The organism is Ruegeria sp. AL3 (genome assembly GCF_056536065.1).
On sequence record NZ_JBQFJG010000001.1, the window covers coordinates 1,103,198 to 1,116,919 of the forward strand.

Sequence of the window (13,722 nt, forward strand, 5' to 3'; positions counted from 1 at the left end):
AGAAAAGGCGCCCCGATCAGAGGCGCCTTCGAGATAATCTGTTAGGACCAGATTAGATGGATTCGTCGATCCAGCTTTGCAGGGCGGCTTTGGGCGCCGCGCCCGCGCGGTTGGAAACGACCTGACCGTCCTTGAAGATGAACAGCGCGGGGATGCCACGCACGCCCATGGCGGCGGCTGAGTTCGGGTTGCTGTCCACATCGACCTTGGCGATTTTGACCTTGTCGCCATACTCGGCCGCCAGCTCTTCCAGCGCAGGGCCGATTTGCTTGCAGGGGCCGCACCATTCGGCCCAGAAATCCACGACCACGGGAACGGTCGAATTCTTGACTTCGGCGTCAAAGGTGTCGTCGGTTACGGCTACGGTCGACATATTCTGTCTCCTGAATGGGGTAAACTTGGGAACAGAACGTATGTGCCGCATCGGGTAAGGTCAAGATATCCGGGTGCGGGCCAAAGCATCTGTCACAAGATCGTGTGGCAACCACATCAGCCGCGCCGTGCGGGTCCACAGAATGGCGGTACGAATGCTGCGATCCGGATAGATCTGCGCCAGCGCCTGCGCGTATGCCCCCATCTGTCGCAACAGGCCTTCGGGGCAGTCTTCCGCGCGGTCTGGAACGGTGGCATTTGATTTGAAATCAATCACATGCACTTCCGATTCCGATAGGATTAGACGGTCAACAACCCCATGCATCCGCTGCCCGTTCAGAGCGGCTGTAATGGGCACTTCGGCCAACGTGTCAGGCGCGAAGACGGGCTGCAAACCTTCCGCTATCAGCACAGTTACGGCTTCGCTCAATATCTCTTGCCGGTCCGTTTCGTGCATATCGGGCAGCAACCGCGCGCAAAGCTCTGGCCAAAGGTCTTTCTCGGCGACGGGAAGGTGTTCCAGCAACAGGTGCAGGCGGGTTCCGCGCAGTTTGGCCGCATCTTCATCCAGGCCGGCATCGCCGGGCAACGCTTTAGGGCCACCCAGATCCGAAGGGCTGAGCGTGACGGTAGGCGCAACCGGATCCGGTGCCGGATGTTGGAAAATGTCCGGCAATTCGACCTGCTGAACGACAGTGTTCGGTTGATCGATCAAGGGCAGCGCGTCCCAATCCCCGTGGGACAGACGGCGGATATCGGTACCCGGCACCTGAGCGGCCCCGGCCCGATCCATCGCCGCCTCGACCATCTGATACCAGCTGTTGCCGTCTTTCCCCAAATCACCTGCCGCCGCCACGATCAGCCACTTTTCCGCTCGTGTCAGAGCCACATATAGCAGCCGAAGCCGTTCGTTTTCCTCACGGCTGCGCGCCTCTTCCCGCGCCTGCGAGATCAGGTTTGGTGATGCGTCCGCCGACACTTTCCACAAGGGTGTTCCGCCGGCCAGCATGATCTCTGCGTCACGCGGAGGCTGGCGCTTGCCGGTATCCGGCAGGATGACGATCGGCGCCTCCAACCCTTTTGAACCATGAACGGTCATCACCCGGATTCTGTTGCCGACGCCGCTCATCTGTCGTTTGATCTCCAGATCGTCGGTCTGCATCCAGACCAGAAATCCCGTTAGGCTGGGGATATCCGTTCGCTCATAGGCCAGCGCCTGCGACAACAGCGCGTTGATACCGTCTTCGGCTTCCGCCCCCAACCGCCCCAACAGCTTGCGCCGTCCGTCATGGCGGGTCAGGATACGTTCGATCAGATCATAGGGGCGCAGAAAGTCGATCTGGCTGCGCAGATCATTCAGCACAGACAGTGTTTCCGGAAACTCTTCCGCGCGGTTGCGCAGTGCGGCCCAAAGGAACTGTTCCTTCCGACGGTGCGCCAGATCGAAAAGCTGCTGTTCGGACCATCCGAACAAGGGGGACTTGAGAACCGTCGCCAGAGACAGGCTATCTTCGGGCGTGGCCAGAAAGCTGAGCAGGGCCGCAAGATCCTTGACCGCCAGTTCAGCGCCCACTTTCAGCCGATCTGCTCCGGCGATGGGCAGGTGCAGCGCCTTGCAGGCACGGATGATCTCGGCAAACAGGTCCGAGCGGCGTTGCACGAGGATCAGAAAATCCCCCGGCTGCACTTTTCGACGAACGAATTGGCCGGATTTGCCATCTTCCGGGATCGTCTCGCCCCGTTCGATCATGTCTTTGATCGACTGTGCAACTCTCTCGGCCAGAATGACGGTGTGATGCCGTGCTCCCGGACGATCGACCGGATCGGTCCAATCCCCGTCTTCGGTATCTGCAACCTTTTCAACCACGGGCCAAAGATCAACACGACCCGGCAGATCGGCCTTGAAAGCACGGTGCTGACTGTCCTTGTGAAACCCCGCATCAGAGCGGTTTTCAAACAGGATATCGACCAGAGTCAGGATCGCGCTGGAGGATCGAAACGAGTATTCCAACGTCGAATCCCACAGTTTAGAGCCTGATTCAGACAGTTTCCGGCCAAACTCTTCCTGCATTCTGTCAAAGGCCTGTGGATCGGCGCCCTGAAAGGAATAGATCGATTGCTTCTTGTCACCGACGACGAAGATCGTGCGTTCAACCCCGGATCGGGCCCCTTCCCCGCTGGTGAATTCCTGCGCCAGCTTCTCGATCACGTCCCATTGATCGGGGCTGGTGTCCTGTGCTTCGTCCACAAGAATATGATCGATGCCCCCGTCCAGTCGGTACAGCACCCATTCGGCCACTGCCGGATCGTTCAACACCTGCCGCGCGCGCAGGATCAGGTCGTCGAAATCCAGCCAGCCGCGCAATTGCTTGCGCCGTTCGTATTCCGGCAGGAAGGCTGCGGCAAAGCGGTGCAGAACCGCGGTTTTCTGCGCCGCGACCAGCGCCAGACGTTGTTCACGCGCGGTTTCGATCCGCTGCATGAAGGCCTCGATCTGCGGCATCCGGTCGGCCAACACACCTTCGCGCAGGGGTTTGGTGGGAAAAGCGTTGAGTTTGGCCGTGAAGGGTTCCTTTGCGCCCTTCCCTGTCAGAAACACGCTTTCCAACATGGGTAGATGTATCAATCTGGCTTCGTTGAATGCGGCCAGTTTTGCAGCGGCCTTGGCATTGTTGCCTCCGCTTTCGGTCAAAGCGGGCAGTATGGACTGGATGAGTTCGACTTCGCCACCAAGAAAAACCCGGGCAAGCAGCGCTGTTTCGTCAAAACCGGCGGGCAGACCGAAGCGTTGCAGCAGATCGGACCATTCGAGCGGCTGCGCAAAAAGACTGCGTTTTTGCGTGATCGCAGCGGTCAGTTTATCAAACCCCGTGTCCGTGACGAACCGGGCCACATCTTCAATCAACCCGGCCTGCGGGCCCGCGGCGAAATCCTCGACAATTTCCTCTTGCAGCAAGGCTGCTGCGCGGTCTTCCATTTCGGTGAACTGCGGGCTAACGCCAGCCTCCAGCGGAAAGCGTCGCAACAATGACGCGCAGAACGAGTGGATGGTCTGGATTTTCAGACCACCCGGCGTTTCGATGGCGCGGGCAAACAGGGTGCGTGCTTGCGCCAACCGGTCCGAGCCGATTTCGCCGGGTACACCCAGGTCGGTCAGCTCCTCCAACAAGGGGGTATCATCCAGCATGGCCCATTTGCCAAGGCGCTTGAACAACCTGTTCTGCATCTCGCTGGCGGCGGCCTTGGTGTAGGTCAGGCACAGAATGTGCTGAGGCTGGACCCCGCCCAGCAGCAGACGCGCCACACGGTCGGTCAGAACCCGGGTTTTGCCGGACCCGGCGTTGGCCGCCAGCCAGGTCGAGGCATCGGGGCGCGCGGCCTGTACCTGCCGTTCGGTTGCGTCGTTGCGCGGGCTCATGTCAGATCCTCGGGGTGTGTTTCCGATGTCCGGTCCCATTCGCCGAACCGCGCCAGGTGATCATAATCACCCATATCCGTATCCTTGTGCAGCATGCGCCGGGACGAAAACCCCTGATCAGGCTCTAAATAGGCGGAAATCAACTCTTTCAGTTCGGCAAGAACCTTGTCGGTCGGTTCTTTCGGCAGGGGCGCCGCAACCTCCTTATAGCTGCCACCCATACCGATGAAGATGGCTTCGGCCACGCTTGTCGGGTCAAGGCCCTCAATCCCGCCCTGCTCGGCCATGGCCGCCTCGATCAGCAACTGCTTGTCAAATTTGGATTGCTGGCTTTCCGTCGGTGGTGCGCCGGTTTTATAGTCGATGATGCGCAACGCGCCCCGGCTGTTGCAATCGATTCTGTCCGCGCGCCCGACAATGGTGAAATCCAGGGGGCGCAGCGCCAGTTTCATCACCGCCTCAAACGCCACGGGGCCACCATCCTTCCGGCGCGCGAGCTCTGCCCCGAGGAAATCATCCGTGATCCGCTCAAGCCGGGCCAACCACAGTTTACGGGCCGTCGGCCAGGCGACGTGTTGATCCAACAGAGCATGCGCCCGTTTCAGGAAATTGTCCCGCGTCAGCAAAGCGCTGTCGAGGACGCTGTCCTTGATGAAATGCTCGAGGATTTCGTGAATCACAATGCCTCTCAGCAAGGCATCGGGGGCCTGTACAAGCGGATCTAGCGGTTTCAGCCGAAGCACATGTTTGGCGTATATCGCGTATGGATCGCGGATCAGCCTCTTTATCTCGGTCACAGACAGACGGCGCGGACGTGCGGCGGCCGGTGGGCGCGGAGAAGGACGCGGTGCGAGGTCGATCGGCGGCGCATCTTCCAGTGCCTCGGACCAGTTCAACCATTTTTCGCCGTGAGCGCGCATTTTGGCCAGAGCTTCGGGGCCACCCTGACCCGGCAAACCCTGCAAAAGGTTGGTCAGTCGGTTCAGCCAGCGCGACGGAACCGTCTCGGCATCATCCGAGCGGATCGCGCGGGTCAACCATACTTCGGGTGCGCCGATGGCCTGCTGGAAGTCATGCGCAGACAGGCCGATCCGGCGTTCGGGCAGCAACAAGCCGGCTTTGTCACGCATCTGCCGGTTCAACCAGGGATCGGGCGTTGGCGCCTCTGGCCAACTTCCTTCATTCAACCCGCCAAGGATCAGCAGGTCGGCGCCCTGCACCCGTGCCTCGAGCGTGCCCCAGATCATGATATGCGGATGCGGCGCATCCCGGTCACGAACCTCTTCACCCGCAAGGAGAGCACCCAGCAGATCGGCAAAGTCATGGGCCGTCATCAGGCCGCCATGCTGCGCCTCGGCCCTGAGAGAATTCAGCACCTCCAGCGCCTTTTGGCCTGCGTTTTTGTCCCACAGAGTACCTGTTTCACCCGTGCTGCCGGCCGAGATCGCCTCGGCCAGTGTCATCAAACGCTCCACCCAGTCTGCGAGGTGTAGCTCACTGGTGATCTGCTGGTCGCAGAAATGCTGCACGACCCATTTCACCCAGCTTTCCTGGGCCTCTTTACGCACCGCAAAAGCCGCAAGGCTTGCACTGTCAGGAAAGGGCGGGCCGTGACGGCGCAGGTCAAGTTCCAGGTCACGCGTGTGCAGCAAATGAATTCCGCGATCACCGCCATCATGACATAGCGGGTGCTTCAAAAGGGTCAGCAGCGCCTCGCCTTCCAGACGGCGTGTGAACAGGTTGGCCACATGGCGCAGAAAACGTCCCGGCGGGGAAAGTTGTAGCGGCAGGCCCGCACTGTCGTCCGGCACGATGTTCCACCGATCCAGCGCGGCGCTGACCTGGCGGGTCAACATGCGATCCGGCGTGATCAGAGCGGCGGTCTGTCCTGTTTCCGCCGCTTGCCGCAGGCGCAGGGCGATGGCCAATGCCTCGGCGCGAGGCGATTGAGCCTCGACCAGCGTCAGGCTGTCGGTTGCGCCTTTTATATCGGACAGTCCGGGGCCTTCGGTCATCCAGGCGTCAGTGACGGGCGCCGGACGTAAAGATAGTGATATCAAGCGGTTACGCGAGGGTGAGGGGGCCGATAAGTCCGTCCATGGGGTGATCTGACCCGGTGCAAGTTCCAGCGCGCGCATCAACTTGCGGAAACGGTATTGTGGGTGATCTTCAGACGTCAACGCATCATCCAACCCCTGCCAAACGTGATCCGGCTGGTCGAAATCAAATCCGGGCAGCACCAATGCCCCTTGCGGCAGGCGCGCGATGGCTTCCATCAACATCAGGGTGGTGCCACGGGACCCGGTAGAGCCCGCCAGAATGACCGGGTGTTGCGGGGGGGCAATCTGCCATCGCGTGATCAGGTTTTCGACCACGCGGCGCTGGCGGGCCTGTGCATCCATCGTCTGCCTGCCGGTGTCGATGAATTTATCCGCGATGCCGATAAAGGCTTGTGCCCGCGACCAGTGTCCGGACATGTCGCTGACGTCCAGCTGCCGGATCGCTTCGGGCGATACGCCTTCGCCCTGCATTTCGTCAATCAGCGCGGCCAGACTGTCGGACAGGTCAAAGATCGATGACCGGGCGGCAAGGTCCGGCTGTTGCTCCAGCAGTTTGGATACAAGCTGAGTCAACTCAAGACGCCGCCGCAGAGGCGGGATAGCAGGCGGGATCCGCGCCAGATCAACCCTTTCACCCAAGTCCGTCACCAACGAGAGACGGGGCAGAAGGCAAGGTGGCCCCTGATTGAACAGATCGCGGACGCGCCGTTCCATGCGTCGTGTGTTCAGCACCAACTCTACCCGCGCCAAAGCGTCGGGCGGGCCCGAACAGCGCTGCCGCAGGCCATCGACCAATGCCTTGGGGAAATCCGTGCCGGGAGGCACGGCAAATACACGGGGCAGGGTGCCGGATTCAAACATCAGCCAGCAAACCCTCGGCCAGCGCGATGCCTTCCGGACGACCTACGTCGCACCAGCGCCCCGGGTATTCGACCGCAAAAAGCCGACCCTGATCAAGCATCTGGTTCCAGAGCAGGTTGAGTGAAAACGCAGTTTGCGAGAACGAATGCAAACCCTGGGCCCTGAGGATCTGGGCCCCGCCGTAAACCAGACCAGGACCGCGCGTGATCCGTCCATCTTTTCCAGCGGTGAAATCACCCGATCCAATATGACCAACGGTTCGCGCAACTGGAACACACATCAGCAGCGCATCCATACGACCCGGGTCCCAGGCGTGCTGCAACAGGGTCAAAGGGTTTGGTCCGGACCAGATCGCGTCCGTGTTCAACGTGAATACGGGGTCGGTGCCCAGCATCGGCAAAGCTGCCCGCAATCCGCCACCTGTTTCCAGAATTTCAGGGTCTTCCCGAGACAGCAGAACGCCCTTGGGGCCGAGATGCGCCGCGAGTTGATCAGCGTGATAATGCAGGTTGGCAACGGTACGGACGGGATCAAGATCTTCGACAAGACCCAGCGCATGATCAATCAGTGGTCGCCCCGCCACTTCGATCAATGGCTTGGGCCGGTCTTTGGTCAGCGCGCCCATACGGGTGCCGAACCCGGCTGCGAACAGCATTACGGCAAATGGCGATCCGGTCATTGCGTTCTCAACTTGGCCAGGTTTTCCGGTGTGGGTCTGGGCAAAACTTCGTGCAGCAGGGACGCCACCGAAACCAGGGCAGGGTGATCCAGATCGCGCATCAGATGTGCCCAGACGGCCGGGATCATGTCCACATAGTGAGGCTTGCCATATTCCGTCGCCAGACGTGCGAAGACGCCAAGGATACGCAGGTTTCTCTGGGCCCCCAAAACACTGTAGGCCGTGCGGAATTCATGGTCGTCCATACCTGACGCAGAGATATAGTGGTTGATCATCTGCATTTCGATCCCGGCCGAGACATCTCGGCGTACATCCTGTAGCAGAGACACCAGATCGTAGGCCGGGTGCCCCAGCATGGCCAACTGAAAGTCCAGCAACCCGACGCGCTTCACGCCTTCGCGCTGCGGCAGCCACAACAGGTTTTCTGCGTGATAATCCCTGAGAATGACCACTTTCGAACCGGATGTTTCACGATGCAGGATATCCGCGAACCGGTGCTCGAACCGGGACAGGGCGTCTTCATCACATATTCCCAGGATACCGGCCGCATACTTGGTGAAAGCCAATGCCGCCAGTTCCGTCATCAGGGACGGATCATAAGACGGCAATGCAAGAGAAGGCGCCCGATGCAGGTGGAGCAGCACGTCGGTAGCGGCGCGGTACAATTCGCGCTCTTTGCCCGGGTCTTTTTTCAGGACGCGCGCAAAAAGGTCATCACCCAGATCTTCCAGCAACAGAAAACCGTACTGGGCATCTTCGGCGTAGATTTCCGGCGCGCTCAGACCAACCGATCGGAGGTATTCGGCGACCCGCACAAAGGGTTCAACATTATCACTTTTTTCAGGTGGCGCGTCCATCAAAACCACAGTGCGCCCGTCGGTTGGATCAATCAACCGTTCGTATCGGCGGTTCGAGGCATCGCCTGCCAGCGGCGTACGTGTTGCTCCGGCCCAGGGTGTTTGTGCAATCAGGGCCTCGGCCAGGACCGTCCTGTTGGTCATGCAGTTCTCTCCAGTTTTTCCGCCCATTTCGGAGCAGTCCAAGACAGGGTCACACAGCGAAAATCGATATTGTTAGGGTCTGTTTCAAAGGTCAACGTCAACGCGCCTTGGGGCGCCAACGGGCCCAGCTTGTCCGGCCATTCCACAAGGCAGATTGCGGTATCGAAAGCGTCCGTCAGGCCCAGTTCGTCAACTTCTTCGGCCGCGCTCAGACGATACAGGTCGCAATGCCATATTTCCCCTGATGGCGTGTCGTAAGCCTGGACCAAAGTGAAAGTTGGCGAGGGCACATCTTCGGGTTCTGCCATCAATGACTGAATGAGGTTGCGCGCGAAATGCGTCTTGCCGCTGCCGATCGGGCCCTCCAGCAGAACAACATCGCCCGGGCGCAGTGATGTTCCCAGTTGGCGTGCGAAAACCGCGGTTTCTTCGGGCGATTTGAAAGTCAGAGATCGGGCGGACTGTGTCATGCCGCCACAATGGCCTTGCGCCTGACCGGCTGCAACCCGGTTCAGGCGCTGATCTGTTCCATCGCGGTGGATTTCGAGGGAAACTCGGATTGCGTAAACCGCACGATTGTCGCGCCGTTATGAACCGGTGTGACGGTGCAATCCACGGTTATGCCGGTTCTCATCTGGATTTCAGCTGTCCATTCGGCGCGGTTTTCCCGCATTTCGACAAAATCCCGCACCTCACCCAAAACCGGCGTCGCAATACAAAGGTCTTGCCAGCGTCGCGTGACATCGGTGACCGTTTCGCTTTGGAACCCGACCTCGTGCGCGTCTCCCCACAGCTTTTGATACGCATAGTTGGTGAAGGCCAGCGTACCGTCATCTGCAAAGACGGCAATCGCGTCCGCCAGTTTGTCCAGGATGGACTGCATCAGATCCATTTCTGATCGAAAGCGCCGCGTCAGGGTGATTTCGGCGGTGATATCCTCGAATAGAAACGCCACTGCGCCGTCCGGGTGAGGGCGGCCGCTGACGGAATAGACCGATCCGGATGGCAGCGACCACGTCTCGTGGTAGTTTCCATCTTCAGCCGCTTCGAGAAGGTCGTTCATCTGACGCCGCCAGCTGCGGTAATTCTTCGGTTCGGGCATCATGTGTTGATCCCGCAAGCGGTCGAAGAAACTGCTCAGGCTGGGGCGGCAACTGAGGAAATCGGGCGGCAACGTGGTCAGATCGATCAGGGCCGGGTTGAACAGGGCCAGTTGCCGATTGCGGTCAAAAATGGCGAGACCAATGGACAATTGGGCAAAGGTCTTGGTCATGGTCTGCACGAATTTGCGCTGGGCGGTTTCCGCCTCGACAATCGCGTTGACGTCAACGGCATAGCATAGATGACCGTTCTCGTGTTCGATCCGAGTCAAATCGAACCAAAGCTTGCGATCAGTATCTGCAACATCCACCGACACGCGGGTTTTTCCGGTAGGTCTTGTGGCATCCTCCGGGCTTTCAAAAAGCGGCGCAGTCAGATCGGCGTCCTGATCACGCGCCTTTTGAACAAGTGCGACATAGGCGGCATTGCACCATTGCACCCGATTGTCGTTATCCGCCAACCATACAGGGTAAGGGGCCAGATCCATTGCCAGACGAGTCGGTTCGCCTGGGGTAACCGATCCGGCCGAGGAGGTCCTGGCGCATTCGCAAAGTCGAACGCGGACGATACCGTCGATCCACTCACACACGACTTCTCGTTCAATCGTGCAGTCAATGGCCGATACCGAGATTTTGCCCTGATCGCGCACTTTGTCGGAAGTTTCGGGAAAGGTGGGGAAATCCCTTTGCAACAAGCGCCGCAGGTCCAGCCAGTTTTCAATATGCTCAAACCCGGCCAGTGCGAAATCAGAATGGCTGATCAGTTGGTTGCCATCGAACAGGAATACGGCATCAAACAGCGAGGTGTTCGAAAACAAACCAAAAGCCTTGTCGCGCTGAGCCCGGCGTGGCAACAGCCACAGAACGGCGAAACAGCACGAAACAAGACTGATCGCGGCCAGAATAATCCAATCGGCCATCAAATTCCCCAAGCCTGAACGATACAAGGACAGACTATGCGTGGGATTGGTTAACGGTCTCTTAATTCACACCTGGATGCGCGTGTTGGATCCCGACGGGACCGGGGTGTCACCCTTCTGTGCATCGATCAGTTTGCGTGGCCAGGTCACCTTGACGATTGCCCCGCGCCGTTCAGGATTGTCGGTCAGATGCTGGTAGGGGTCCGAACCATTGGCGAATTCCAGTTCGGCGCCGCTGCGTTCCAGCAGGGTTTTGGCGATGAACAATCCCAGGCCCATCCCTTCGTATTCCGGGCGTGCTCTCTGATCGGATTCTGCCCGTCTTCGGCGCATGAACGGATCGCCGATGCGTCCGATCATGTGGGGCGGATATCCCCGCCCGTCATCCATGATGCTGACGGTGATCCTGCTGTCGGTCCATTCGGCCTCGACCCAGACATTTGCGCGGGCGAAATCCACGGCATTCTGAATCAGGTTGCGCAAACCGTGAATGATCTCGGGTTTGCGCAGGATCGAGGGCTGCTGAACATCCCCGTCCTGCGCGGGGCCTTCAGAGAAATGAACCTCTTTGCCGCGACCGACATGTGGTTCGGCCGCTTCGTTCACCACTGTCGAAAGCGGTGCCTGCCGCAGGTGCAGATCATCTTTGCCCGCCCGCCCCATGTCGCGCAGAATGTCACGGCAACGGTCTGCCTGCTCGCGGATCAAAGCGGCGTCATCTTTCAGGTCCGGGCGGTCGTCCAGTTCTTCGATCAGTTCCGCGCTGGTCAGTTTTATCGTCGCCAGAGGCGTGCCCAGTTCATGCGCGGCAGCGGCGACGACGCCGCCCAGATCGGTCAGCTTCTGTTCGCGCGCCAGCGCCATATGCGTGGCGGCCAGCGCTTCGGACATGGATTGGACTTCGGAACTGACGCGGTGGGAATAGGCGCCGATGAAGACGATGGCGATGATGATCGCGGCCCAGTTTCCAAACAGAAGGATATCGGGGATATCCAGAACAAGCCCCAGACTTGTCCGCAACGGAAGGTGAAATTCCGCCAGCACAGTTGTCAGAACGATTGCGACGGCGCCGACAATCAGGGTTGATCGTGTGCTCATGACATTGGCTGAAATCGTGACCGGGCCCAGCAGAAGCAGCGCAAACGGATTGTTCAGCCCGCCGGTCAAGTACAGCAGAATTGACAATTGCAGCAGGTCGAACAGAACCATCAGGAAGTTTTCAAACTCGGTCAGGCGCTTGTTTTGCGGAAACAGCAAAATGGCGGTCAGGTTGCCCATGACCGAGATTCCGATGGCCAGGTAGCACAGGCCCAGTTCCAGCTGCACGTCATAATATCGCTGGGCCACCGTGATTGCGGTGAGCTGGCCGATGATGGCCACCCATCGCAAAAGGATCAGGGTTCGCAGGCGAATCCAGCTGCTGCGTTCCTGGCCGCGCCAAAAAGTCTGATTGGATTCTGCCATCGGTCGCTTATGTCCTGTTGCATCGGCTGGTCATCTTGATAGGTGTCCCGGCCGGAACGATCAACAACCCCCTGAGACCGGATAATCGAAATGACCCGCCTTCTCGCAATTCTCGCAACTCTTGTTCTGGCTATCGGACTTGGGGCCATGTGGATTCTGACACGGGGTGGCGGGTCCGATGACAAGTTCGCACAATGTCGGTCCAGCCAGATCGCCGGGGGTGCCGCCGCAATTGGTGGACCATTTGAACTGGTGAACGGTAAAGGCGAGACGGTTACGGACAAAGATGTGATTACCGAACCGACGCTGGTTTACTTCGGATACACGTTCTGCCCGGACGTTTGCCCGTTCGACATGTCCCGCAACGCCGAGGCTGTCGATATTCTGGCTGAACGCGGGCTGTCGGTGACACCTTTGTTCATCTCGATTGACCCGGATCGCGATACGCCCGAAGTCATGGCCGACTATGCTTTCAATCTCGGGGGCAAGACGATCGCCCTGACCGGCTCGCCCGAACAGGTCAAGGCGGCCAGCAAGGCCTACAAGACCTATTACAAGGCGCACGACAAAGGCGATGAATTCTATCTGGTTGACCATTCCACCTTTACGTATCTGGTTACACCCGAAAATGGATTTCTGGAGTTCTTCAAGCGCGAAGACACGGCCGAACAGATGGCGGACAAGGTTGCATGCTTCCTGGAACAGGCCGCGTCGTAACAAGGTTGTTTGACCTTTGTTCCCGCGCTGCTATTACTCATGTTCGAGCCAAAGGCATGAAATAGCGAAAGACCTAACATATGGCAGACACTTCTCAGCTTGACATCGGCCCTGACAAATCCCTGCTTTTGGTTGATGATGACGAGCCGTTTCTGAGACGTTTGGCCAAGGCCATGGAAAAGCGTGGCTTCGAGGTTGAGACAGCAGGATCCGTCGCGGCAGGGCGCGCGATATCCACCGCCCGGCCCCCGGCTTATGCCGTCGTCGATCTGCGGTTGGAGGATGGCAACGGATTGGACGTTGTCGAGGTATTGCGGGAAAAACGCCCCGACAGCCGTGTTGTTGTTCTGACCGGATATGGTGCGATCGCGACCGCCGTCGCGGCAGTCAAGATCGGTGCGACCGACTATTTGTCAAAGCCTGCGGATGCCACCGACATCACGAACGCTTTGCTGGCAAAGGGTGACGAGATGCCCCCGCCGCCGGAAAACCCCATGAGCGCGGACCGTGTGCGCTGGGAACATATCCAGCGCGTCTATGAGCTGTGTGACCGGAATGTCTCCGAAACCGCGCGACGGTTGAATATGCATCGGCGGACGTTGCAGCGGATACTGGCGAAACGCAGCCCGCGTTAGGTCTGCCGGCCGCTCGATGACGGTTTAGTGACTTGTAACCTTGGACCCTGTCGAGGACTGTTCGGCACATCTGGAATCTTTTGTCAGAACAGGACCACTTTATGATCGGATATGTAACCGTTGGCGTTTCGGACATGGCGCGCGCCAAGGACTTCTATACCAAGCTTTTCGCGGACAAGGGCGCGAAAGTGGTTATAGACGCAGGCCGGATCGCGTTCATCGGCAACAAACCCGACGCGCCGATGCTGGCGGTGTGCGAGCCCTATGACGGCAATGTCTGCGCCGCCGGAAATGGCAACATGGTCGCCTTTGCAGCCGACTCCAAGGATGAGGTCAAGGAACTGTATGACAAGGCAATCAGCCTGGGTGCGGTGGACGAAGGCGAACCTGGTCAACGAGTGCCCGACAGGTTCTATGGTGCCTATGTGCGTGACCCGGATGGCAACAAACTGTGCTTCTACGTCTTTGGCTGAAACAGGGCGAACACAAACCCTG

General features: G+C 59.1%; 11 protein-coding genes. 3 read left to right on the top strand and 8 right to left on the bottom strand.

The features are described from left to right. Positions 1 to 52: 52 nt before the first annotated feature. The 8 genes from trxA to regB all read right to left on the bottom strand — a co-directional run bounded on the left by trxA (position 53) and on the right by regB (position 11,875). Positions 53 to 424 (bottom strand): thioredoxin, encoded by a 372-nt coding sequence (gene trxA, locus ACR3E6_RS05560; protein WP_348539528.1) that lies wholly within the window; start codon positions 422 to 424, stop codon positions 53 to 55. A gap of 9 nt (positions 425 to 433) precedes the next feature. Further along, positions 434 to 3,790 carry a double-strand break repair helicase AddA gene (gene addA, locus ACR3E6_RS05565; protein ID WP_480486203.1) on the bottom strand — a complete coding sequence of 1,119 codons (3,357 nt, stop codon included), beginning with the start codon at positions 3,788 to 3,790 and terminating at the stop codon, positions 434 to 436. Then, entirely contained in the window at positions 3,787 to 6,711 is a 2,925-nt protein-coding gene (addB, locus tag ACR3E6_RS05570) for a double-strand break repair protein AddB (protein ID WP_480486204.1), read from the bottom strand. Before addB ends, addA begins: the two co-directional genes overlap by 4 nt. After that, a complete protein-coding gene (locus ACR3E6_RS05575) occupies positions 6,704 to 7,390 on the bottom strand; it encodes a nucleotidyltransferase family protein (RefSeq protein ID WP_171723988.1) in 687 nt (228 codons plus the stop codon). The genes addB and ACR3E6_RS05575 overlap by 8 nt, the downstream gene beginning before the upstream one ends. Then, the gene (locus ACR3E6_RS05580) at positions 7,387 to 8,391 is read right to left on the bottom strand and encodes an aminoglycoside phosphotransferase family protein (RefSeq protein ID WP_480486206.1); all 1,005 of its coding nucleotides are present in this window, start codon (positions 8,389 to 8,391) and stop codon (positions 7,387 to 7,389) included. Before ACR3E6_RS05580 ends, ACR3E6_RS05575 begins: the two co-directional genes overlap by 4 nt. Beyond that, positions 8,388 to 8,861, bottom strand: a complete 474-nt coding sequence (gene tsaE, locus ACR3E6_RS05585; protein ID WP_480486208.1) for a tRNA (adenosine(37)-N6)-threonylcarbamoyltransferase complex ATPase subunit type 1 TsaE — start codon at positions 8,859 to 8,861, stop codon at positions 8,388 to 8,390. Before tsaE ends, ACR3E6_RS05580 begins: the two co-directional genes overlap by 4 nt. Positions 8,862 to 8,902: 41 nt before the next feature. Next, positions 8,903 to 10,411 (bottom strand): PAS-domain containing protein, encoded by a 1,509-nt coding sequence (locus tag ACR3E6_RS05590; protein WP_480486210.1) that lies wholly within the window; start codon positions 10,409 to 10,411, stop codon positions 8,903 to 8,905. A gap of 66 nt (positions 10,412 to 10,477) precedes the next feature. Then, a complete protein-coding gene (regB, locus tag ACR3E6_RS05595; RefSeq protein WP_171635312.1) occupies positions 10,478 to 11,875 on the bottom strand; it encodes a sensor histidine kinase RegB in 1,398 nt (465 codons plus the stop codon). A gap of 90 nt (positions 11,876 to 11,965) precedes the next feature. On the opposite strand from regB, the gene ACR3E6_RS05600 reads away from it, so the two are divergent. From ACR3E6_RS05600 to ACR3E6_RS05610, 3 genes are all read left to right on the top strand, one after another. After that, the gene (locus ACR3E6_RS05600) at positions 11,966 to 12,592 is read left to right on the top strand and encodes an SCO family protein (RefSeq protein WP_171723984.1); all 627 of its coding nucleotides are present in this window, start codon (positions 11,966 to 11,968) and stop codon (positions 12,590 to 12,592) included. An 80-nt stretch (positions 12,593 to 12,672) separates the two neighbouring features. After that, positions 12,673 to 13,227 carry an ActR/PrrA/RegA family redox response regulator transcription factor gene (locus ACR3E6_RS05605; RefSeq protein ID WP_152459641.1) on the top strand — a complete coding sequence of 185 codons (555 nt, stop codon included), beginning with the start codon at positions 12,673 to 12,675 and terminating at the stop codon, positions 13,225 to 13,227. A 101-nt stretch (positions 13,228 to 13,328) separates the two neighbouring features. Next, positions 13,329 to 13,700, top strand: coding sequence for a VOC family protein (locus tag ACR3E6_RS05610; RefSeq protein ID WP_171635307.1), 372 nt, complete (start codon positions 13,329 to 13,331; stop codon positions 13,698 to 13,700). Positions 13,701 to 13,722: the final 22 nt, after the last annotated feature.

Coding starts and splice junctions, on each gene's coding strand:
- trxA (WP_348539528.1), bottom strand. CDS start 424: ATGCGGCACATACGTTCTGTTCCCAAGTTTACCCCATTCAGGAGACAG.
- addA (WP_480486203.1), bottom strand. CDS start 3,790: ATGAGCCCGCGCAACGACGCAACCGAACGGCAGGTACAGGCCGCGCGC.
- addB (WP_480486204.1), bottom strand. CDS start 6,711: ATGTTTGAATCCGGCACCCTGCCCCGTGTATTTGCCGTGCCTCCCGGC.
- ACR3E6_RS05575 (WP_171723988.1), bottom strand. CDS start 7,390: ATGACCGGATCGCCATTTGCCGTAATGCTGTTCGCAGCCGGGTTCGGC.
- ACR3E6_RS05580 (WP_480486206.1), bottom strand. CDS start 8,391: ATGACCAACAGGACGGTCCTGGCCGAGGCCCTGATTGCACAAACACCC.
- tsaE (WP_480486208.1), bottom strand. CDS start 8,861: ATGACACAGTCCGCCCGATCTCTGACTTTCAAATCGCCCGAAGAAACC.
- ACR3E6_RS05590 (WP_480486210.1), bottom strand. CDS start 10,411: ATGGCCGATTGGATTATTCTGGCCGCGATCAGTCTTGTTTCGTGCTGT.
- regB (WP_171635312.1), bottom strand. CDS start 11,875: ATGGCAGAATCCAATCAGACTTTTTGGCGCGGCCAGGAACGCAGCAGC.
- ACR3E6_RS05600 (WP_171723984.1), top strand. CDS start 11,966: ATGACCCGCCTTCTCGCAATTCTCGCAACTCTTGTTCTGGCTATCGGA.
- ACR3E6_RS05605 (WP_152459641.1), top strand. CDS start 12,673: ATGGCAGACACTTCTCAGCTTGACATCGGCCCTGACAAATCCCTGCTT.
- ACR3E6_RS05610 (WP_171635307.1), top strand. CDS start 13,329: ATGATCGGATATGTAACCGTTGGCGTTTCGGACATGGCGCGCGCCAAG.